We start from the raw sequence: 22,114 nt of genomic DNA on the forward strand, positions 1-22,114 counted from the left end.
CTTAACCAGCACATTAATATTTATAAAAATAAATGAATATTAATTCGTAATTTTATATAATAATACATTCCTCTTTTCTCTCCGTCAATCACTTTTCTGAATTTTACACAAACAAAAAACCAAGCAATCTAATCCATGCTTGGTTCCTCATTTCGTATCGGCAATACCGTAGAATATTTAATTTCACGAAGTGCTAAACTCGTTTGTATACGCGTGATGCCTAATTTATTTAACTTCCTAATAAACTGCTCTAGTTCTTTTCGATCACGATTCGCCACTTTTAATAAATAATCATATTCCCCTGTTAAGCAGTGACATTCTAACACTTCAGGCATAGATTCTAATTCTCGCTCTAGCACCTCAAGCTTTTCAGACTGATGAATATTCGTGCTCATAAAAATGAAGCATAATAAATCAAATCCAAGCTTTTCTTGATTTAAAATCGCCACTTGTTTATCAATGAAACCTTCCCCATCTAACCTTTTTATTCTTGCATGCATAGCAGCCGGCGATAAATTAACGCGGCGTGCTAGCCCTGCATTACTTACTTGTGACTCCTTTTGTAATATATCTAAAATTTGTATATCCAAATCATCTAGCACCTTAATAACAGATGACTCCATCAAAACTCCCCCTTTTTTCTTACCGACGATTATTCGAAGAAACATCTCATAATTTATATAAAACTGAATGTTTTTCTATAAATGATATATATAACAAAACATTTTACCGAGTTTTCACCATTATACAAAAGAATATATTAGACAATAAAGAAAAATGCTAAAATTATTTACAGTTCATTCTTATTTCAACAAAGGGGTTTTTAGCATGCCTTACTTTTACGTCTTTTTATTATTATTAACGAGCTTATTATGGGGAGGTAATTTCGTCGTTGGGAAATCACTCGTCGATCATGCGTCTCCGATGACACTGACAAGTTTAAGATGGCTGATTGCGATTGTTTGTTTATTACCAATGGTATGGTTTAAAGAGAAGAAAATCATTCCACCACGCTCTGCAATACTTCCGTTAATACTTATGGGAATATCAGGAGTCGCTCTTTTTAACATTTTTCAATTTTTAGCATTAGAAAAAACATCCGCAACGAATGTCGGGCTTATTTCTACATTGAACGCTATTTCAATTGCACTATTTTCATCTTTATTTTTAAAAGAAAAAGTAAATACGCTTCAAATTCTTTCTATGATTCTTTCATTTTTCGGCGTCATCCTCGTTCTTTTGAAAGGAAATTTCGCTCTTTTATTTTCACTACATTTTAATAGCGGCGATTTATGGATGATTGCGGCTGTTTGTATTTGGGGCATTTATTCTGTTTGCAGTAAATGGGCGACAAAAACAACTACACCGCTCATGGCAACTTTATATTCTGGTATTTTTGGCGTTATTTTATTACTCCCATTTAACATAGGCAACTTCACTGTTTCCAATATCAATTCTTCTTTCATTACATCACTTTTATATACAGGATTGATTTCAACAGTCCTTTGTATGGTGTTTTGGAACATTGGTGTACAGAAATTAGGAGCTACTACATCGGGGATTTTTCTAAATTTCAATCCAATTTTCACAGCTATTTTAGCATTTATTTTCCTCGGAGAAGAGTTAACATGGATTCAAATTTTCGGAACAATTATCGTCGTGACAGGATGTTATTTATTTTCTCATTTTAAAACTGTTTCTCCTCAAACGACTAGAACTTTAGTACGAAAACATTCTTAATAAAAAAGCATCGCCACCAGAGTGGCGATGTTTTTTATTTACCTTTCATTTCTTTCACATACTGTTTTTCTTCTTCTGGCGATAAACGTTCTGTTGCCTTTCCGGTATCACCACCTTGAATTTCCCACAAAAAGTTATGCTCCTCAACCGTTTGTGAAAAGTCCCCTTTCTCCCAACGCTCCAAAGTAGAAAGTAGCTTTGATTTATATTTAAAATTTCTACTGCTTTCTACTGCGTTCTTCGCACTACTAATTTCCTTATTTGTCATTTCGATAAATCCCCATTTCTCAGAGGATTTCACTTTTTGATGTACCATCCTATGCATTGTAGAAATAATTTCATCTTCACTAACTTGTGGCTTCTCTTCCTTTACTTTCTTCTCCTGTTGATCCATTACTTTTTGTACTTTAAGGCTCTTCTCCTCTTCCTCTATATAATTAAGAAATTTAGTAACACCGAATAAAGCCCCCATCACAATTACAATCATTGTAATTGTCCCTATTATCCATTTTTTCATATTATGTACTCCCCATTCCCCCTAATAATTACATAAACAAATGGAATCGCCTGCACATAGTCGATTCCATTTGTTTCCTTATTTCATTTTAAGCCTTCATCGCTTCTCGTACAATATAACTATCCACATACTGCTTAAACTTCACGATTTTTCCGTTCTCAAGTTTCCATACGTGAACAAAGTCTGCTTCAAAGTATTTTCCCGTCTCTTTATAAACTCCTGAGTAAACACCTTCAGCAATAATCACATCTTTTCCGTTTACTTCATGGTACGTATTTACATTAGCCTTATAATCATTCCATTCTGATCCTAAACGACTAAATACATTTTTCATTACTGCTTCTACACCAATATACGTTCCGCCGTACGGAAAACCCGCTGCCTCTGTCCATTCTATTTTTCTAGAAAGGGCTTCCGCTAAATGTTTTGCATTTGAAGAAGATGGTCCTTCATATGTGCTTCGAATCATTTCTAAATTTGACTTAGTCATGCTATTTCCTCCACATTTTTTATTTTTCAGCTTCAGTTGTAACTGATTAAGTTACATTTATAACAAAAAATATTAGCTGTTCCGTAACTATGCGACTATATGTAACTATTATAGTTACATCTAGTCGTCAAGTCAACACTTAAAAAATGAAATTTACTTCGTTTTCATTACTTTCTCTTTTAAGAAACGATCTACATATCCTTCTGCTTTTACAATAAATAAATACGCACCCATTGACAATAATGCAAGATCTAATTCATATCCCGGATTCTTTCCATCTCCTAATAATCCTGCTGCTCCATTTACCTTTACGATAGCTCCAGCTAAAATAAGAGCAAATAACAATCCTACATATCTCACACCTAAACCGATAATTAATAATATACCACCAACTAATTCAACTGTTGCTACACCGTATGCAAGACCACCTGGTAAGCCGATGCTTGTAAACCATCCTGCTACGTTATCGATACCTGATTGAAACTTTGCTAAACCGTGTGCAAAAAAAGTAACTCCTAACACGATACGAATAATTAAATTACCAATATATTGATTCATTCTGAACTCTCCTTTTTGTTTTGTTATGGTGAACTTTTATTCACAAGACAAAACAATACGGTATTTCCTTTCATTCGTCAAACACTTTTTTGAAAGAAAACAAAAAACATTATCTATTTTACGGATAATGTTTTTTTTCAAAGTAGTGCTAATTCAAGCTTTCGCTCTATTACTTAGAAAAAAGTTGAAAATTTTTCCCAGCACCTATATAAGACAATAGCGATACATCTTCTTCAATCACCATTCCAACAACATTCACTTTCTTATCTGCAGGTAAATCATTTATAACAATTTGCATTTCACCCGCATATCTACCGTACAATTCATTATCAATTGTAATACTGCCTCTTTTTCTTAAAATTGTATTCACCGGTTGTAATACAACATTATTTTCTTCTCGCGATTCTACAGAGCGAATTACATCGCGCGCTGGATCAAGCCGGTTCGTATGCACTCGTTCTATAAGCTGTACCGCGTCGCTATCATTTATAAATGATTGATACCGCACCGGGATAATTCCACCACTCGCACTCGCGATTTCTTGTACACTTTCTAGGCTCCCGCTTATATCTCCAATTAACACTTTATCAACATCGCACTCTTGAACAAGCTCTAAATACGCTTCAAGTGGGCGCATATGTCGATGTTTTTCTACAGTAGGTAAGCCCTCGTATAAAGGACCTCGTTTTTCACCATCTCCTGGAATAAATGCCATCGTTTTTATTCCGCACTCATGTAAATATTTATTTTGTTTTTGCAAAAATGATTTTGCTAATCCTGTTTCTGGACGCGGATAAAAATTATGCCACGCTTCTACACGATCTACTCGTATATTTTCTGCCATTAACTCTTTCCAAAATGATTCCGTAATCGTACTCGCGTTTAAAGCTACTTTCATCTTATGAGATACACGTGCTATTTCTTTTGGCGCAATGCCGTAATCCATTCGTAATCCAGTAATGCCCCACCCCACTAACTCTTCCACATTTTCATACGCTATTCCTAAATGATGTAAAGATTTCGGAGAGACATCGACCATTAATTCCATTTCATACTTCAGCGCTTGTTTCCCAAGTATTTGTATTAACTCTTTATACGTATTTGGATCGTCTTCTGGAATGTGAAGAGATGTAAAAATAGATGAAAATCCGTTTTTCTGTGCTATTTCCAACCATTCTTCTTGTTTCTCTACTCGCTCTTTTGAAAGATAAATTGAAACTCCTATCATATGAATCTCCCTTTCTATTATTAAAAAAAGAGAAAGGAATCCCTTTCTCTATATGTTTTCTGCCATTTCTTCTTTAAATCCGAAGAAGTACGTAAAGATAAATCCGAAAGTATATGCAATTACTAACCCTAAGAAATATAGTAAATATTTATTATCAGCAATTAACGGGATTAAAGATAATCCTGATACGCCAATTCCGAGTGAAGCCGTTTTCATAACTGCTTGGAATGCACCACCGACAGCCGCTCCTAAACAAGCAGTAAGGAACGGTTTCCCAAGTGGCAATGTAACCCCGTATAATAACGGTTCACCAATTCCTAAAAATCCAACTGGTAATCCACCTTTAATCACATTACGAAGTCGTTTATTTTTTGTTTTTACAAAAATCGCAATTGCTGCACCTACTTGCCCAGCGCCAGCCATTGCTAAAACTGGTAATAAAGGCGTTACGTGCGTTTGATTAATAAATTCCATATGAATCGGTGTTAAACCATGATGTAACCCGACCATAACGAGAGGTAAAAATGTTCCAGCAAGCACAGCTCCGGCAAATGCTCCGCCAACATTTAAAATTGCATTAATACCGCTCGTAATACCATCAGATAAGAATCCGGCTACTGGCTGAATCGCTAACATCGTTACTATACTTACAGCTAATACGGTAATAAGTGGTGTTACGATAATATCCACTGCATTTGGCACTGCTTTTCGTACTCGTCTCTCAACTACAACCATAAGCCACGCTGCAAAAATAACTGCAAACAAACCGCCCCGTCCAGGTACCATTGCTTCACCAAATAATTTCACATTTGCCATCGCCGGATTGAAAATTAAAATACCAGCAATCGCACCAAGAACCGGTGTTCCGCCAAATTCTTTCGCTGTATTCCAACCGACTAAAATTCCTAAGAATGTAAAGATACCCCCGCCAATTAAAAGTAACATTTGTAGCCATGTTGCATTCGGATCAGCACCTGCGTTTTTCGCAAAATTAGCAACTCCGTTTATAATTCCTGATGCAACAAGACCGGGAATTAACGGAATGAAAATACTTCCTATTTTTCTTAAAAAGTTTTTCACTGGCGTATTGTTTTTCTTCTTAATCTCTGACTTTATCTCTTGACCGATATCCTCAAGGTGATGATCTGCAACCTCACCAATTCGTAATCCTGTTAAAACTTCCATTTCAGCTGCTACTTTATTTACCGTTCCTGGACCAACGACAACTTGAAGTGTTTCATCTTCAATGACACCCATAACGCCTTCAACTTTTTTCAGAAGGTCCATGTTCACTTTACTTTCATCATGAAGCGTTAATCGTAACCTCGTCATACAATGAGCAATGCCACGAATATTTTTCACTCCGCCAAGTTGCTCCGTAATCTCACTTGCCATTCTCACTTCTTTCTTCATAACAGAATCCCCCTCCCCAGAGTTTATAGTGCCTTCTTCACAAATCCTTTCGCCTCTTTTAATTTTTCTAGCGCTTCCCCATATTCACACTGTAGTAATATCATAACGATTGCGGCTTTCACATTTCGATCTGCTTTTTCGTAATACTCTGTAGCTACTTCATAACTAGCGCCTGTTGCTTCAACAATAATTCGTTTTGAGCGTTCTACTAATTTTTCATTTGTAGATTGAACATCTACCATTAAGTTTTTATATACTTTTCCTACCCCAATCATAGACGCTGTTGAAATCATATTGAGCACTAATTTTTGCGCTGTACCAGCCTTCAAACGTGTTGAGCCTGTTAATATTTCTGCACCTGTTTCCACTTCCACATTTAGTTTTGCATATTTACTTATCACGGCATTTTTATTACAAGAAATACTCGCTGTGCTCGCTCCTACACTATTTGCGTATTTCAATCCGCCAATTACATAAGGCGTTCTACCACTTGCTGCAATTCCAATCACCGTATCTTTCTCGTTTAATCCAATACTTTTTAAATCTTCTTCTGCCAACTCTTCACGATCTTCAGCACCTTCCACCGCCTTAGTAAACGCTTTCAATCCACCTGCTATAAATCCTTGCACCATTTTATCATCTGTTCCAAATGTCGGTGGACATTCCACTGCGTCTAAAATGCCTAAACGGCCACTCGTACCAGCCCCAATATAAATTAATCGTCCATCTTCTTCAAAAGACTTAATAACAATCTGTACAACCTTTTCAATTTCTTCTATTTCATTTTCAACTGCTAACGCAACAGTTCGATCTTCTTGATTCATACTTTGTAAAACTTCTTTTATGCTCATCTCATCTAAATTCATCGTCTTCTCATTGCGATGTTCTGTAGATAAATTTTCTAACATGCTGTCACCTTCTTTGAAATTTTATTTCACACTTTTATTATAACTTCAAGAAATTAAAAATCAACAACTCTTTCTTATTTTATGAAATGAAATTTCAACGCATGACATATTTGTGTCAAATATAATAAAAAAGATGAGTCTCCTCATCTTTTTTTCTACTTTAACTTCCGTAACCGTACTGCTTCTTCTCTCGTTTCCATAAATTGATCTATCACATTATTACCAATACGATTAAAAGTAATAACGTATAAAGCATCAATCATATTGAGTTGCGTCATCCGTGAAGCAATACTCGCTATACGATGATCTTGCTCTACATCCGGCATACAAAGGCGAATGTCTGCCGCTTTATATAAAGGAGATGATTGATCTAGCTTCGTAATCGCAATAACCGTAGCTCCTCGTTTCTTCGCATATTGCGCCATTTCGAGCACATCTTTCGTCCGTCCAGAAGTTGAAATCGCAACAAATATATCACCCTCTCGTAAATTCGTCACGAGTGGCAACATCATATGAAAATCAGATAGCATCATCGCTGTAAACCCAAGCCTAGTAAATTTATAAGCTCCGTCCATCGCCGGTGTCGCTGATCCACCAACACCGTAAAATATAATCTTACCAGCCTTCACAATACTATTTGCCGCTTTCTCAAGTTCCTTTTTATCTATCGCAGTAACGCTCGCCTCAATTGCAGCTTTATTCACATATGTAACTTTATTGAACAAATCGTACGGTCCATCTTCTGTATTCATCACTGAAAAATCGTTAATATTATAATCAGCAATCGTTAATTCACGAACGAGCGCTAACTTAAATGCTTTAAAGCTCCCAATACCGATTGTTTTACAAAAACGTACAACACTCGCCTCACTCGCTCCCGCATTTGTAGACACTTCTTTCGTCGTTAAATTCGGAACAATCTCTGCGTTCTCCATTATGTACATGGCAACCTTTTTCTCAGCTGGTGAAAATTGATCCATATTATTTTCAATTTTAAATAGTAATGTTGAAGCTTTCACCATTTAACCTCCACTTCTTGTGGCCACTTTTTATTTCGTATATTCTCCTTCTTCAAGAAGATAATAGCCATCATCACCAGGCGGATGAAACACATTTACAGTGCGATTCCCTTTTTGATAAACGGTTCTTTCCCCTTCTGTCCACTTCTTTTCCCATCCATTTAGCCAAACTGCGAAGTCTGGTAAAAATGCAGTGTATTTATATTCATGTGGATAACCGCCTTCCACGTGAGAAGAAAAAATAGAAACCGGAAAATCTTTCACTTTTGATTCCTTTCCTGCAATCAATGGTATGCAAAGTAAAAGAAGTATAACTACGCCTATAACTTTTCCCCTCGTAATCTTCATCTATTTCTCTCCTTGCCCTAGCATATACGTAGATTTTAACATAATTACAACCTATTCATGCTACATAACCAGTGCTTTTTGCAATTAAAAAAGAGCTTACCTATATAAGATAAGCCCTTTCTCTCTATACAAAATACTTCTTCAAAAGTGGCGGCGTAATAATCGTCGTTAATATAACAACAATGACAATAGCTGTGAAATTTTCTTTCGCTAACAAATTCGCCGTTAATCCATTTGCTGCAATGATGAGCGCTACTTCACCGCGCGATACCATCCCTGCCCCAATACTAATAGAAGATTGTAAATTAAATCCTGTTAGTCTTGCTCCTAAACCCGATCCAATTAACTTTGTGAAAATCGCAATAAGCGTCATAATGATAATGAACCAAAGTTGGCTTCCAATACCTTGAAATGTAATTTCCATTCCGATACTTACGAAGAACACTGGTACAAATATCGCATATGCAATCGGTTCAATTTTATGTTCCACTTCATGCTTATACGCTGTTTGAGATATTGCAATTCCTGCTGCAAAAGCTCCGATGATACCTGCGATTCCCATTTGTTCACTATAATAAGCAAATGAAAAACAAATAATAAGAGCCGCGCTAATTAACGCTTCAGATACACGAAGTGGTACGAGCATTTTCATAATCCACGGAACGACTTTCCATGCGATAAAAACAATACTTACAAAGAAAATAATTTTCTTTGCGATGACAAGTGTTATATTCACATCTTGTGTTCCTAAAAAGCTCATTACAAACGCTAATAAAATAACGACAATTACATCATCAAATACAGCTGCTCCTAAAATTGTTGTACTTTCTCTCGTATTCATTTTCCCTAAATCTCGTAATGTTTGCACCGTAATACTAACCGATGTTGCGCAAAGTAATAATCCTAAAAAAATAGCATGGGATTGTATCAATCCAAAAAGCAGTCCCGTTACATATCCACCGATAAAAGGAAAAATAATTCCACCAGCCGCTACTGCAAATGACGATTTTAAGTTCCGATTTAGCTCTTCTAAATCTGTTTCGAGTCCCGCCATAAACATAAGTAGCAAAACACCAATTTCGCTAAGCTCATCAATAAGTTCAGAACTATTAATAATGCCAAGTACTGCCGGACCGATAATAATACCAACGATTAATTTACCGAGTACAGAAGGCTGACCAAGTCTAACGCTAATATCACCAGCTAATTTCGTACAAAGTAAAATGACGACAAGTTCGAAATAAAATAACATAGCATCTTCTCCTACTATATAAAGTAAAACTTTAATCAGTGGATTATTCTTCATCTCTACTGATTGTTAACCTGCATCTATGCCTGCACATAGTTTCTCCTTACAACCGGCATTTTATTTGTTAAAGTTTTATTTGACAAAATATTCTGAATTATATTAAAATTAATCCAGAAATTTCAAAAAACTATATACCATAACTGTACCTTCACTTACGTACTCTTTTCCAATGGGTTCACACTATTCGCAGTTATGGAGACGAAAAAATGGGGGGAGAGTCCAAAGTGAAATCATTATTACGAAAAAAAGCGCTTAGTACTGAATCACCACGGCAGCTAGATCGAACACTAACTGCATTAGATTTAACGTTTTTAGGAATCGGCGCCGTAATTGGGACAGGGATATTTGTATTAACAGGTATTGTAGCGGCAAAACATTCTGGTCCTGGTATTATGTTATCATTCCTTATTGCTGCATTTACTTGTGCCTGTGTAGCCTTTTGTTATGCCGAATTCGCTTCTTCTATACCAGTCTCAGGAAGTGTTTATACTTATGCATACATGACCGTTGGAGAAGTTGTCGCCTTCATCGTTGGTTGGTGTTTAATGCTCGAATATTTACTCGCAGTTGCAGCAGTAGCTGTTGGATGGTCTGGATATTTACAATCATTGCTTCAAGGATTCAATATACACCTTCCCGCCATTATTTCCTCGGCCCCCGGAACTGGAAAAGGTGGTCTCATTGATTTACCAGCTGTTTGTATTTTACTTCTCATTACTGGGCTTTTAAGTTTTGGTATACGTGAAAGCGCACGCATTAATAATGTTATGGTCCTTATAAAATTAGCAGTTATTATCGCCTTTATCGTAGCAGGCGCAAAATATGTAAAGCCTGAAAATTGGACACCGTTCATTCCATTCGGATACGACGGCATTATTACTGGAGCTGCCACTGTCTTCTTCGCATTTTTAGGTTTTGATGCGATCGCAACCGCTGCGGAAGAAACGAAAAAACCACAGCGTGATTTACCAATCGGTATTATCGGTTCCCTTCTTATTTGTACCGTTTTATACATGATCGTATCTTTCGTTTTAACAGGTATGGTTCCCTATACTCAATTAGACGTTTCTGATCCCGTTGCATTTGCACTACATTTCGTTGGAGAAGATACTATCGCTGGGTTACTTGCAGTTGGTGCGATGACAGGAATGACAACCGTTCTTTTAGTCGTTATGTATGGACAAGTTCGCGTTTCGTATGCAATGAGCCGAGACGGTTTACTTCCAAAAGCGTTAGCACGCGTAAATAAAAAAGTGAAAATTCCTTTACTAAACACATGGATTACTGGGGTATTTGCAGCTTTATTAGCAGGACTTTTAGACTTACATTTACTTGCGAATTTAGTAAACATCGGTACGTTAACAGCCTTCACCTTCGTTTGCTGCGCTGTCCTTATTTTACGAAAAACACATCCTGATTTAAAACGCGGGTTCCGTGCACCTTTCGTACCTGTATTACCAATTGTCGCTATTCTTTGTTGCTTATATTTAATGATTAATTTGTCTAAAACGACATGGATCAGCTTTGCAGTTTGGCTTATTATCGGTTTATGCGTCTATTTCTTCTACTCTAGAAAGCATAGTCATTTAGCTACTGAAAAAACAAACGATGAGCAAAAAGAAGCATAAAAAATAGCTCGCCTATAAAAAAGGCGAGCTATTTTCATGTTCTATTATGTTGTTTAGTTAACGATTGTAAAATGACAAATATGCCGATGCTAGTTAATTCATAAGCTTCAACTTTTGCATGCTTATTTCCCCTTACTTCGTCTCCTTCTTTTTCTTTCTCCACGCGTTTACACTATCAAAGAAAAAGTTAATAAATAGCGTTCCTAATCCCGCTAATAAAAATGTCATTAAAAATAGAACCCATATACTTTTATCTTTTAATAAATAATATCCTACAAGGAGCACAACAGCGATCCATACATATTCAAGAATTCTTTTTATCTTTTTCTCTTCCAAATTATTCGCTCCCTTTTTCTATTCTACTTTTAGTATAACAAAAAAGAAGCCTATCATGATAAGCTTCTTTTTCTTCTTCCTTATTTGTTAATGCTTTTTTCAACCAATGAAATAACATGCTCTAACGTACGATTCATTGATTCTACATACTCATCTTTTACATTTTTATCTTTTAACACCGCTTCTGCAACTGTGATTTTTTGAGTTAATGATTTAACTGATCCATCTGTTATTTCTCCAGCTTGCGCTTTCTTTACTAAAGCTTTTGCAGATTCAATATTCACTTGTAATTTTTCTTTCGGTGTTTTTGGCTGCTCTTCTGCCACTTTTGATTGTACAAATGTTTGGTTTGCTGTTTTTAATTCATTATACGTTTGAACAATTTCTTCTCCTGTGCTTGCTGCGTTTTCGAATACTTTCTTTGCATTACTATAACTTTTTTGTAATTCGTTAAACGCTTCTTGTGAATATTGACCTGGCTTCTCACCAAATTCATAAGTACCTGCCAATACTTCTTTCACTTTTCCAATCTCTTCATATAACGCATTTACTTGCTCTAATTTTGTACGGTTAGAAAACTCATTGTACGCTGCTAATACTTCTGAAGAGCTTAACGCTTTACTATATAATTTTGCGAGCGCAATTTGTCCATTTAACGGAATACCGCCATTTCCATTACTATCTGGGTCTGCACCAAATGCAAATGGTACGTTCGGATGATACACTTTCCCATTGGCTGGCTGACTATTTACTTTTTTACCATCTACATAAATTGCTACTTCACTTCCATTATACGTTCCGGTTAAATGGTACGTTTTGTTTGCTTCTAATTGAGCGCCAACACGCTTATAGCTTCCGCCAATATGAGCCCACAATTCTACATATCCACTTCCTGTAGATTCAAAACCAATTCCACCGCTCTCTGTATTTTGTAAAATCCCTTGTCCACGAATTTCATTCATCGAAAATACAGTTTCTAACGTAAACGTATTCGCTACTTTTTCTTTTTGTGCCGCTGAAAACGGAATGTAACCAAACGTATTTGCTTTTCCATTTAACTTCATTACATGTTTTTTCAAGGCTTTATCGTATTCAATTGATACGTTTCCTTTCACATCACCTTTTGTCCCAAATGGTGAATTATCTGTAAATGTACCATCTAAAAAATTCACATCAAAAACGTCTGCCTTTGGCACTTTCACATTCGGATCAATATTATCTTTTTTCGTTGTAATTTCCGCTGTTAACGGTTGTTCACTTTCATTGCCAAACGAATCAATCGCAACCACTTCAAGCTTATATGTTTTCCCGCCATCTAATCCTGCAAGTGTAAATGTAAGTTCTTTCGGCACTGGATCACGATAAAACTCGGAGAACGCTAATAGCTTATTTTTAATCTCACCTGTTTGTTTATCCTTTGCTTGCAAGCGATAAGAATGAACAAGAAGGTTGTCCAACGCTTGCGGGAATGTTACTGTTGCCGCATTTTCCGTTACATTTGATACAGCAAGCTTTGCATCCTTCGCAAAGTATGGCTTTTCTTTATCACGATCTTCTACATAGTTGAATCCTTCTTTTTTCGTTGGTAACTTAATTTTCCAAGGTTCGCCTGTCCAAGAATTTGTATGGAAATCACGGCGATTAATTGTTACCTCTTTGTCATCTACCTCTACTAATAAACCTTGGCTTAATGTACTAGCTCCTGGCGGGATATTTCCTTGTACTTTACCACCTTCAACTTCCATATAGCTTACAGAAGATGTTCCAACGGACGTAAAGTCTTTTTGATGAATCGATCTTGGATCATCTAACGGATAATGCGAATGACCTGAAAACGTAATGACTTGTGGATATTCTTTTAATACCGCATTAATTTTTGCACTATCCTGCGTTCCCCATTCTTGGCTACCGTACACTGTATCTTTAATATGTTGATGTAAAAACACAAAAATCGGTTTTTCTGGATCCTCTTTTTGTGCCTTTGCCATTTCTTCCTTTAACCAATTAATTTGCTTGTCCGAATAATATCCATGTGTTGTCCCATCCTCTGGAGACATAACAAGGAAATGATACCCTTTTACCACTTTATGATAATAAATCGATTCCATTCCTGTTTTTTCTAAGAAACGCTTCTGCGCTCCCTCTACAGATAAGCCATTCCAATAATCATGATTACCTAGAGAATTCATTCGTACCGCATCTTTATTTGCATTTTCGTTATACACTTGCATGAAACGATCATATTGTTGCAGCGATCCTGTATCCGTGAAATCACCTACAATAACAAAAGCATCTTGCTTTGGTGCAAGCGTATTAAATTGCTCAATCGCTCGTTTCCAGCGAAACGTATCATCTGTTCCACTATTTTTAATATGCACATCACTTACAACTGGAAAAACAAGCTTCTTCTCACTTGGTGCCTTTTCTTGTTTTTTCTCTTCCGCTTTGACCGATGTACTCCACGGAAATGATACAAATGCTAATACAAAAACCATCAATAATCCAATAAGGCCTTTTACTTTTCGTAAAGCAGTTCTTTCCACGTGAATCCTCCTCATATAATGAATTAATTACAATGGTTATTGTACCGAACACATATTAACTTCATTTAAATTAAAGTTAAAAATTATTTTACTTTTGTAAATATACAGTCAATTTTATGTAACATCCAACATTACTTGTACTATCTTATACAACCACCTTTACTGTTTTTCCTGGCAACACGATGTCGTACACAGGGAAATCATTACAATCCATTACAATTATTAATATTCCAAATAATCCACTCCCCTATATAGAGGGGAAATATTGTTGTCAGTTTTCATTTTGTTTATAAGATAAGTTTCCTCTTCTTTACTTATGAACCTACAAACCATAGAGAAAAGGCATACCATTTTGGTATGCCTTTTCTTATGAAATCGGATAACGCACTGTAAGGCATAATTGCCCTTGGCTCGTTGCCGTCCCTGTTGTTACAATTTGAATTGTAGTAAAATACCTTACTGTAAACGAGCCGCTACTTTGTGGTTGTACAGCACATTTGTAATTGCAGTAGCAACTACAGTTCCTGACCATGGACTACACACTTTATCTTGTATAAAATTTTTATCTGGACAACAAGTTAACGCTGCTCCTGAGCATTCACAAGAAATTATGCACCTTTATCCCGCTATTTGAGGGCAGTAAGACTCCCACCTCAAAATTCGGAGAATGCGAGGAAGTTAGGTGGGAGATCAACTGCCCGTAAACGCCCGATTGGTGAGGGCTGATAATCAGTGGGGGATGAACAAAACCCCCACTGATTAAAGTTTCACTTTATCTTTAAATAGATTCCGTTTTGTCCCTCTTTTTCATATATTTATAGATTAAGATACTACCCACAATCACAAGAACAACTACTAGTATAGGTAACATGTACTCCCCAACAATAGCCCCTGCTTTTTCCCAATGCGGTCCTAATTTCATCCCTACATAAATATACAAGGCCGTTAACGGGAACATTGCTATAAATGTATATATGATAAATTGCCATATGTTCATTTTCGCCATACCACATGGAACAGAAATAAGTGTTCTGACCCCTGGAACGAAGCGTCCAACAAATGCTACAACCGGGCCATACTTCGCAAAGAAATCATCTGCTTTTTGAATTTGTTCTTCTTTAACAAAGAAGTATTTCCCATATTTTAGCAACAGAGGACGACCACCGTAATAACCGAGCGCGTATAAAGTTAATGGCCCTGTCGTTCCACCAAGTGTTCCGGCTAACACAGCTAGCCAAAAATTCATATCACCCTCGTACACCCAATACCCGACAAGCGGCAAAACAACCTCTGCTGGAATAAATTCAAAAGTTAAAGCTAACACAACTCCAAAATAAGAAAACTGCTTTAAATACTCAATTATATCTAAAATAATTTGCTCCACACTTTTAACTCCTATCCTATATTCACATTATGCTTTTCTTGCAAATGTACTGGCGCCATCTTTACGATTCGGTTCAAAATGAATAAAACAATTCCAATATCATCTAAAATACCGATAAACGGTAAGAAGTCTGGAATTAAATCGAGTGGCATAGCAACATACCCTACTAAAAAAACAATAGATAAGATTTTCTTCTTTATTGAAACCTCTTTTGAAGTGAAAAAGTCAAATAAAAATGGAACAAACTGGCGGACATGAAATACAACTCTTAATCTACTTATAAGTTTTTTCATTTTATTTCTCCTCTCTTTGTATACAAAAAGGACCCTACCAAATATGGTAAGGGTCCTAAAAAAGACAATAAGGGGCCTTTACCATTGCTGGTAAAGGTCTCACTAACAACGAAACGTTGCCAATAAAGCCGAGGGTTTCTCCCTGTAATGACGACTTTATTGTAATAAGTTACTCCCCTTTATATACACAATTTTATACAATCACATTAAAATATTTGGAGAGGCTTGTCAATATTTTTTTCATTTGCCACTAAGATTATTACATTATAAAAGACGCTATTCTATATTCTCTGTTGAAACAATTTGGAGCTTAAAACGGTCTGGATCATAGCAAGTTATTCTTACTTCTTCACCACAGCATTCTTCTGTAAATGATATATGATAAAATTCTAACTTTTTCTTTATTCGCTCGATATTTGCAGTTTTTAAAAATATTTCCTTAACTGATGATGTGACAGTCTCTCTATTCTCCCCAAAATTCCGATTTACAACAAAACAAATTCTCGTTGAATCAATATCATACCAAACACCTGTTACACGTAATTGTGGCCTCTCCTCGCTTGGTTTAAAACCTAGAATTCCTTCATAAAAATATAATGTTTCCTTTAAGTTTTTGGATTCTAATACAATACATGTTGTAATACTTTCCATCCGCACTCCCCCTGTCTCTATTAGTTTTCTATATGAGTCATAATTTACAATTATGTACGAATACAATACATAGTGATGAATATTTCATTTATAAAGGAGGAGTGTAACATGGATGAATTCATGAAATCCTACATACCTTTTCACGGCCCAAACGATCCTTGCCCTCCAATCGGAAAAAAATATTACTCGACTCCCCCCCACTTATACATGGGCTTTCAACCAACTAATTTACCCCAATTCCCACCAAAAGAGGCTCTAAGAAAAGGGACTCTATGGCCTGCATTTTATGATTTTTATGAAAACCCTCACAAAAAAGGACGGTGAGCAAAAACGTGACACAAACATTGCCTGATGAATATTACAAATGGATTGAAGAACTACAAGAACTTGATTTTGTATTAGTTGAACTTACCCTCTATTTAGATACGCATCCCGACGATACTACAGCTATAAATCAATTCAACGATTTCTCCTATAAACGAAGAGTATTAAAACAAAAAATTGAAGAGAAATTTGGTCCACTTCAGCAATTTGGAAATAGTTATTCTAACGCTCCATGGGAATGGAGCAAAGGACCTTGGCCATGGCAAATATAACGTAAAACTTTCATTAGTTTTGAATTCTTTAATCCAAATCATTATGAAGCCTACTATGCATTCCCAGCTATTTCTTCGCCTAGAAGAATGCTTATTACTGTCCATTAACACAAGATGAAGGAGAGAAAATATGTGGATTTATGAAAAGAAATTACAATATCCTGTTAAAGTGAGTACTTGTAATCCAGCTCTTGCAAAATTATTAGTTGAACAGTATGGTGGTGCGGACGGTGAACTAGCCGCTGCCCTTCGTTACTTAAATCAACGTTATACAATTCCCGACAAAGTCGTTGGCTTACTAACCGATATTGGTACAGAAGAGTTCGCACATCTAGAAATGATTGCTACAATGATTTATAAATTAACAAAAGATGCAACACCTGAACAAATGAAAGCTACTGGATTAGACGCGCAATACGCTAATCACGATAGCGCTTTGTTTTATCATAATGCAGGTGGCGTTCCCTTTACCGCTACTTATATTCAAGCAAAAGGAGATCCTATTGCAGATTTATATGAGGATATCGCAGCTGAAGAAAAAGCACGAGCAACCTATCAATGGCTTATTGATTTATCCGACGATCCAGACATAAATGACAGCTTACGCTTTTTACGCGAACGAGAAATTGTTCATTCACAACGCTTCCGAGAAGCAGTAGAAATTTTAAAAGAAGAGCGTGATCGAAAAATTTATTTTTAAAACACATATCCTAACGATATGTGTTTTTTTACGTTAAAAGTTAAATACTTCCTAATTAACATATAAATAGTATATTTATTCAATTTAATGCATCATTTTTTAATATTTATAAAATTCCCTCTTGCTTTCTAGTCATCAGACCTTTAAAATAATAACAGTTACTCGACAAATTGTTTGAATTTTCGACAAAAGCACTCATTAGGAGGATTTTCTTTATATGCGTACAACTTTAAAACCAGCGCAAATACTTTCGATTAGTTTACTACTATTCGCAGTTTTCTTCGGTGCTGGTAATATGATTTTCCCGCCCCTTCTCGGCCTCTCTTCTGGAGAAAATATGTGGGTTTCCATTACAGGATTTATTATTACAGACGTCGGCTTATCTTTACTTGCTATCGTCGCAGTTGCCCTTGCCGGTGGTAGTTTTAACACTTTAGCAAGCCGTGTTCATCCAAAATTCGCAGCAGTATTCGCTATCATTATTTATCTTTCAATCGGCCCACTATTTGTTATTCCACGAACTGGATCTGTATCTTACGAAATTGGGATTGCACCACTTTTCCCTGATCAATGGTATTCTATGTTAGTCTTTAGTGCGATTTTCTTTACAGTCGTCTACTTCTTATCATTAAACCCATCCAAATTAGTAGATCATATCGGTAAAATATTAACGCCAATTTTACTTGGAATTATTGCAATTATGGCAACAAAAGCAATTCTTTCACCAGGATCATTCGCTGAGCCTATCGGTGACTATAAAGACATCCCATTTTTCAAAGGGTTTCTTGAAGGGTTTTTAACTTTAGATGCAATCGGAGCTCTCGTATTATCAACAATTGTTGTAAATGCAATTCGTCAAAACGGTATACAAGAGAAAAAATCCATTGCGAAATATACAATTATTTGCGGAAGCATTGCTGCCCTTTTCTTAACAATTGTTTATTTCTTACTCGGTTATATCGGGGCTTCAAACGGAAACTTAGGACAATTCGAAAATGGCGGTCAGCTACTAGCAACAATTATGTATCAATTCTTTGGGACAAGCGGTAATGTTTTATTAAGTATCGCGATTATAGCTGCTTGTTTAACGACTGCAATCGGTGTTGTAAGTGCATTCGCCAACTATTTCACAACAGTACTAACAAATGTTTCATATAAGAAGCTTGTACTATACGTTTGTATCTTTAGCTTCGTTATTTCAAACTTAGGATTAAGTTTATTGATTAAAATTACATTACCTGTATTAATTATTTTATATCCAATTACAATCATTTTAATTTTCGTATCATTTATTGATAAATATACGAAACGTAAACCTTCTGTCTACATCGGGGCAATGATCGCAGCATTCATGATTAGCTGTATTCATGCACTTGATAATGTGGGAATGATACCAAGTTTTATCGCTAATATCGTACACACAATTCCTTTTTATAACTTAGGAATCGGCTGGATTGTCCCAGCAATCATCGGTGGTATAATCGGATACTTTATTCCGCAAACAGAAGCTGAAGGTGAAGTTTCTGCAAAGTAAAAAGAAGCAAGCATTGATTATGCTTGCTTCTTTTCTATTTTCACATCGTATGTTTAAATGTAAACAACTCTTCTTTTGACTGCACAGCAGGCTGTTCCTCTTCTACAACGGTCTTCTTTCTCTCTCCCCCTAACCGAACTTTCATCATCGCTTCTTCTATACTTTTTACAATCATATTCCCTGAAAAAATAGTAAGCCCGAAAAATGTAATTGGGACAAGAGGGATCCATGGATGCACTGTTAATGATCTAAAATAGACTCCAATTAAACCTGACCATTCATGTGTGTAAGAATCTATTTCGTTTATCCCTTGAATTGGTCCGCCAAACTGAACTGTTCCACCAAAAAACACCTCAAGTAACCCTAAATGAAGTAAAACGGTCAGAGTCTGAGTAAACTGCTGAAGAAATACCAGTATAAATGTCATATAGAGATGCGGAAAAAGATGCTTTATAACAATATGCCTTCTCGACCCGCCTAATATGCGCGCAGCATCAATAAATTCTTCTGTTTGTAATTTACGAACTTCCTTCGCAACATACAGTGCAATAACCGGCATCGCAAGCGCTACAAGTAATACAACTTGGAACGAAGCCCTTTCAAAAAAAGTTGTTGTTTCTTCTCCACTTCCAAATCTATTAACAGCTTGAAGAAAGAAATACGCAATCATAACTGTCGGAATAACTGTAAAACTATCAAAAAAAGCCTCAATCTTTGAAAATCCTCTTTTTATGTATGTTCCGAGCAATACACCGAAAAACACACCCATTACCATTCTAAGTACTGCGATTAAAAACGATATTCCAATCGTCCACTTTGCTCCCTCAATTACTAAATGTAAAAGGTCATGACCATTCCGGTCTGTCCCAAGTAAAAATTGTAATGAAGGTGAAAATGGTGGCACTTCCGGGTTTCCAGCCGCATCATATTGCAGTGTAACTTTTCTAATCTGTCCATCATTCCATATCGTATTTCCGATGCTCAAAAGAACTAATATGAGAAGAAATCCAATGCTTATCCAAAACCTTTTATCACGTTTTATATACGTCCACATATTATAATCTCTCCTTCATCGCAGCTGGAACGAGATAATGAAACAGTTTAAATAAAATAAAAATCGGAATATAAATAAGGAGTACACCAACAATGAACAAATCAACACTCATAGCCGGATATGATTTCAAAAACATAAAAATACCTCTCGTATTAAAAATCCATTCTATAATATATAAATTAGATAACATAAACCAAATATTCGTTTTTGCAAAGAAAAGTGTACTAAACAGTACATTTCGGAAAATATGACGATTTAAAATATGAAAGCGACCCAAACCCTTCGCCTTAGCAAATAATACATAATCTTTTTCTAACTCATTTTCAAACCGAAGCACTAACAGTTTTACAAACATAATCGTAGTCGGGATGCTCAAGCAAAATATTGGCAATCCCCGAATGGATTCATCTCCAATTGCCGCAATTTTAAAAGGTAAAAAACCTGTTTGTTTAAAAAACCATATAACTAAAATTTGTGATCCTAAAATAAGAAGAATGTCTGGAATGGATTCTAGAAAGATGAGAAACGATTTAATTCGATGTTGTATACGCGGTGAACTACTCATAATCATATAGACGATACAAAATGCTACCAATAATGAAATGCAAAATGCAGCTAAAAAAATAACCATTGTTTCTTTATAATGGACAAACAACTGAGGAAATACAAATTTATCTCTTGCATATTGCATATTGGAAATATCCATTAATTTCGCAAATACTTCTTTTAGACTTTTTATGTACTCTGATACATGCAGCTCAAACCCATAAAATAATTTTGGTAGCGCCCCTAAACAAATAATACCCAAAATTGAAATGATAAATTGAATCGTCATTTCCATCCCATTCAAAAAAACTTTTCTGACCATTTTCTCCCTTCTCTCTATATAATTTATCCTTTAATTTTATTCTTAATTTTCTGAATTGTAAATATTTACAATAAAAAATCGCTAGGTTATGATCCTAGCGATTCTTTATGCACATGTTTTTCTCTTTTTACAAACGGCATATACACAATAAAACATCCAATAAGCGCTGCAAGTTCTAATGAAATAATATAGTAAGGATGCGGCCCTAACATATCGAGTAATGACGCAGTTTCTGGCTTATGAGCTAAAAACATATAATTACCACCCGTTTTGTAATTCACAAACGAAACGATAGGAATTAATACGTTTAAAAATATCATCGTCCGTTTAATAGACTGCAAAGTAGGACGATATCCTTCCACCCAAGTCATAAAGAGCGGTGCCCAAATGAGCAATACATGTGCGATAAAAAATTCAATGAAACGAAAATGCGGAAAAGCATATTGCAAATTTGGCGTTAAAATAGCTTGTGATGCACCAATAATTCCTGTGAAAAACACAATCTCATATATTCGATAACTTTTCGTTACAATCATAATTGACGCTAACAATAAACTAATCGTACATAACTCAAATGGTAATGAAGTGCCTAGCTCAAAAATACCTGCTTTCCATTCCCACATATGAAGTCCAATTTCACTTCCTATAAATAGAAATGCAATCGCATATCGAACCGTTATATTCCACTCACTTTGACGTAATAAATCTTGGTATTGATATAAAAAAAATATCCCCACCAACATAATACATAATATAATGGCATGTTGCCTTGAGTATGGAATAAATGGTTTTAATGGCTGCGCACTAAAATAAGCTTCCATCTTCCTTCCTCCTCTCCTTCATACAATATTATTGTAAGAAAGAAACAAAGAGTCAATTCATCTGCTTAAAATAGTACAACCTCTACCTTACATCTACATATTCATACCTTACAAAACTGTAAGGTTATTGTAAGCTAAAACGATTTGTCAGATTCTCTACCTCTTCTATACTTAAT

Annotated in this window: 24 protein-coding genes and 2 pseudogenes; 7 read left to right on the forward strand and 19 right to left on the reverse strand. The window is 35.7% G+C overall.

What is annotated here, in order from left to right:
* Positions 1 to 128: 128 nt before the first annotated feature.
* Positions 129 to 623: an Lrp/AsnC family transcriptional regulator gene (locus BAU28_RS03600; protein WP_071717772.1), complete on the reverse strand. Its 495-nt coding sequence runs from the start codon at positions 621 to 623 to the stop codon at positions 129 to 131.
* A gap of 205 nt (positions 624 to 828) precedes the next feature.
* Between BAU28_RS03600 and BAU28_RS03605 the strand changes: the two genes are divergently transcribed.
* Positions 829 to 1,740 (forward strand): DMT family transporter, encoded by a 912-nt coding sequence (locus tag BAU28_RS03605; protein ID WP_002170526.1) that lies wholly within the window; start codon positions 829 to 831, stop codon positions 1,738 to 1,740.
* A gap of 34 nt (positions 1,741 to 1,774) precedes the next feature.
* On the opposite strand, the gene BAU28_RS03610 is transcribed toward BAU28_RS03605, so the two are convergent.
* The 9 genes from BAU28_RS03610 to BAU28_RS03650 form a co-directional block, all read right to left on the reverse strand.
* Positions 1,775 to 2,257: a PRK06770 family protein gene (locus BAU28_RS03610; protein ID WP_071717773.1), complete on the reverse strand. Its 483-nt coding sequence runs from the start codon at positions 2,255 to 2,257 to the stop codon at positions 1,775 to 1,777.
* An 88-nt stretch (positions 2,258 to 2,345) separates the two neighbouring features.
* Positions 2,346 to 2,747 carry a nuclear transport factor 2 family protein gene (locus BAU28_RS03615; RefSeq protein WP_071717774.1) on the reverse strand — a complete coding sequence of 134 codons (402 nt, stop codon included), beginning with the start codon at positions 2,745 to 2,747 and terminating at the stop codon, positions 2,346 to 2,348.
* 153 nt (positions 2,748 to 2,900) lie between these two features.
* Entirely contained in the window at positions 2,901 to 3,305 is a 405-nt protein-coding gene (locus BAU28_RS03620) for a DoxX family protein (protein ID WP_002150357.1), read from the reverse strand.
* A 169-nt stretch (positions 3,306 to 3,474) separates the two neighbouring features.
* Positions 3,475 to 4,533: a DUF871 domain-containing protein gene (locus BAU28_RS03625; protein WP_071717775.1), complete on the reverse strand. Its 1,059-nt coding sequence runs from the start codon at positions 4,531 to 4,533 to the stop codon at positions 3,475 to 3,477.
* Between the two features lie 48 nt (positions 4,534 to 4,581).
* Positions 4,582 to 5,946 carry a PTS transporter subunit EIIC gene (locus BAU28_RS03630; RefSeq protein WP_071717776.1) on the reverse strand — a complete coding sequence of 455 codons (1,365 nt, stop codon included), beginning with the start codon at positions 5,944 to 5,946 and terminating at the stop codon, positions 4,582 to 4,584.
* A 23-nt stretch (positions 5,947 to 5,969) separates the two neighbouring features.
* A complete protein-coding gene (murQ, locus tag BAU28_RS03635) occupies positions 5,970 to 6,854 on the reverse strand; it encodes an N-acetylmuramic acid 6-phosphate etherase (RefSeq protein WP_071717777.1) in 885 nt (294 codons plus the stop codon).
* 155 nt (positions 6,855 to 7,009) lie between these two features.
* Positions 7,010 to 7,873, reverse strand: a complete 864-nt coding sequence (locus BAU28_RS03640) for a MurR/RpiR family transcriptional regulator (protein ID WP_071717778.1) — start codon at positions 7,871 to 7,873, stop codon at positions 7,010 to 7,012.
* A gap of 30 nt (positions 7,874 to 7,903) precedes the next feature.
* Positions 7,904 to 8,221 (reverse strand): outer surface protein, encoded by a 318-nt coding sequence (locus tag BAU28_RS03645; protein WP_071717779.1) that lies wholly within the window; start codon positions 8,219 to 8,221, stop codon positions 7,904 to 7,906.
* A gap of 124 nt (positions 8,222 to 8,345) precedes the next feature.
* Complete coding sequence (locus BAU28_RS03650) at positions 8,346 to 9,527, reverse strand: cation:proton antiporter (protein WP_071717780.1); 1,182 nt, start codon at positions 9,525 to 9,527, stop codon at positions 8,346 to 8,348.
* Between the two features lie 209 nt (positions 9,528 to 9,736).
* Between BAU28_RS03650 and BAU28_RS03655 the strand changes: the two genes are divergently transcribed.
* Positions 9,737 to 11,158, forward strand: coding sequence for a branched-chain amino acid transporter BcaP (locus BAU28_RS03655; RefSeq protein WP_116500282.1), 1,422 nt, complete (start codon positions 9,737 to 9,739; stop codon positions 11,156 to 11,158).
* 132 nt (positions 11,159 to 11,290) lie between these two features.
* On the opposite strand, the gene BAU28_RS03660 is transcribed toward BAU28_RS03655, so the two are convergent.
* Both BAU28_RS03660 and BAU28_RS03665 read right to left on the reverse strand, forming a co-directional pair.
* Positions 11,291 to 11,494, reverse strand: coding sequence for a hypothetical protein (locus BAU28_RS03660; RefSeq protein ID WP_002170516.1), 204 nt, complete (start codon positions 11,492 to 11,494; stop codon positions 11,291 to 11,293).
* Between the two features lie 80 nt (positions 11,495 to 11,574).
* Positions 11,575 to 14,037 carry a LamG-like jellyroll fold domain-containing protein gene (locus BAU28_RS03665; protein WP_071717781.1) on the reverse strand — a complete coding sequence of 821 codons (2,463 nt, stop codon included), beginning with the start codon at positions 14,035 to 14,037 and terminating at the stop codon, positions 11,575 to 11,577.
* A 149-nt stretch (positions 14,038 to 14,186) separates the two neighbouring features.
* Here BAU28_RS03665 and BAU28_RS28940 point away from each other — a divergent pair.
* Positions 14,187 to 14,330: pseudogene (locus BAU28_RS28940) on the forward strand (S-Ena type endospore appendage); the annotation flags it as partial.
* 74 nt (positions 14,331 to 14,404) lie between these two features.
* Here BAU28_RS28940 and BAU28_RS03675 read toward each other — a convergent pair.
* The 4 genes and pseudogenes from BAU28_RS03675 to BAU28_RS03690 form a co-directional block, all read right to left on the reverse strand.
* Positions 14,405 to 14,646, reverse strand: a pseudogene (locus BAU28_RS03675) (S-Ena type endospore appendage).
* 169 nt (positions 14,647 to 14,815) lie between these two features.
* Positions 14,816 to 15,421, reverse strand: a complete 606-nt coding sequence (locus tag BAU28_RS03680; RefSeq protein ID WP_048373594.1) for a DedA family protein — start codon at positions 15,419 to 15,421, stop codon at positions 14,816 to 14,818.
* Between the two features lie 11 nt (positions 15,422 to 15,432).
* On the reverse strand, positions 15,433 to 15,714 hold the full coding sequence (locus BAU28_RS03685; protein WP_071717782.1) for a YkvA family protein: 282 nt from the start codon (positions 15,712 to 15,714) through the stop codon (positions 15,433 to 15,435).
* A 276-nt stretch (positions 15,715 to 15,990) separates the two neighbouring features.
* Positions 15,991 to 16,365: a VOC family protein gene (locus tag BAU28_RS03690; protein ID WP_048373598.1), complete on the reverse strand. Its 375-nt coding sequence runs from the start codon at positions 16,363 to 16,365 to the stop codon at positions 15,991 to 15,993.
* A 108-nt stretch (positions 16,366 to 16,473) separates the two neighbouring features.
* Here BAU28_RS03690 and BAU28_RS03695 point away from each other — a divergent pair, with 108 nt between their 5' ends.
* From BAU28_RS03695 to brnQ2, 4 genes are all read left to right on the forward strand, one after another.
* Positions 16,474 to 16,689, forward strand: a complete 216-nt coding sequence (locus BAU28_RS03695) for a spore coat associated protein CotJA (RefSeq protein ID WP_002170512.1) — start codon at positions 16,474 to 16,476, stop codon at positions 16,687 to 16,689.
* A gap of 8 nt (positions 16,690 to 16,697) precedes the next feature.
* Complete coding sequence (locus BAU28_RS03700) at positions 16,698 to 16,961, forward strand: spore coat protein CotJB (RefSeq protein ID WP_048373601.1); 264 nt, start codon at positions 16,698 to 16,700, stop codon at positions 16,959 to 16,961.
* A 130-nt stretch (positions 16,962 to 17,091) separates the two neighbouring features.
* On the forward strand, positions 17,092 to 17,661 hold the full coding sequence (gene cotJC, locus BAU28_RS03705; RefSeq protein ID WP_071717783.1) for a spore coat protein CotJC: 570 nt from the start codon (positions 17,092 to 17,094) through the stop codon (positions 17,659 to 17,661).
* A gap of 217 nt (positions 17,662 to 17,878) precedes the next feature.
* Positions 17,879 to 19,195: a branched-chain amino acid transport system II carrier protein BrnQ2 gene (gene brnQ2, locus BAU28_RS03710; protein WP_071717784.1), complete on the forward strand. Its 1,317-nt coding sequence runs from the start codon at positions 17,879 to 17,881 to the stop codon at positions 19,193 to 19,195.
* Positions 19,196 to 19,235: 40 nt separating this feature from the next.
* On the opposite strand, the gene BAU28_RS03715 is transcribed toward brnQ2, so the two are convergent.
* The 3 genes from BAU28_RS03715 to BAU28_RS03725 all read right to left on the reverse strand — a co-directional run bounded on the left by BAU28_RS03715 (position 19,236) and on the right by BAU28_RS03725 (position 21,938).
* Positions 19,236 to 20,249 (reverse strand): ABC transporter permease, encoded by a 1,014-nt coding sequence (locus tag BAU28_RS03715; protein WP_071717785.1) that lies wholly within the window; start codon positions 20,247 to 20,249, stop codon positions 19,236 to 19,238.
* 1 nt (position 20,250) lies between these two features.
* Positions 20,251 to 21,117: an ABC transporter permease subunit gene (locus BAU28_RS03720; protein WP_071717786.1), complete on the reverse strand. Its 867-nt coding sequence runs from the start codon at positions 21,115 to 21,117 to the stop codon at positions 20,251 to 20,253.
* Between the two features lie 86 nt (positions 21,118 to 21,203).
* The gene (locus BAU28_RS03725; RefSeq protein WP_071717787.1) at positions 21,204 to 21,938 is read right to left on the reverse strand and encodes a YwaF family protein; all 735 of its coding nucleotides are present in this window, start codon (positions 21,936 to 21,938) and stop codon (positions 21,204 to 21,206) included.
* Positions 21,939 to 22,114 lie beyond the last annotated feature (176 nt).

The sequence above is a fragment of the Bacillus paramycoides genome, assembly GCF_001884235.1.
Classification (GTDB): Bacteria; Bacillota; Bacilli; order Bacillales; family Bacillaceae_G; genus Bacillus_A; species Bacillus_A paramycoides.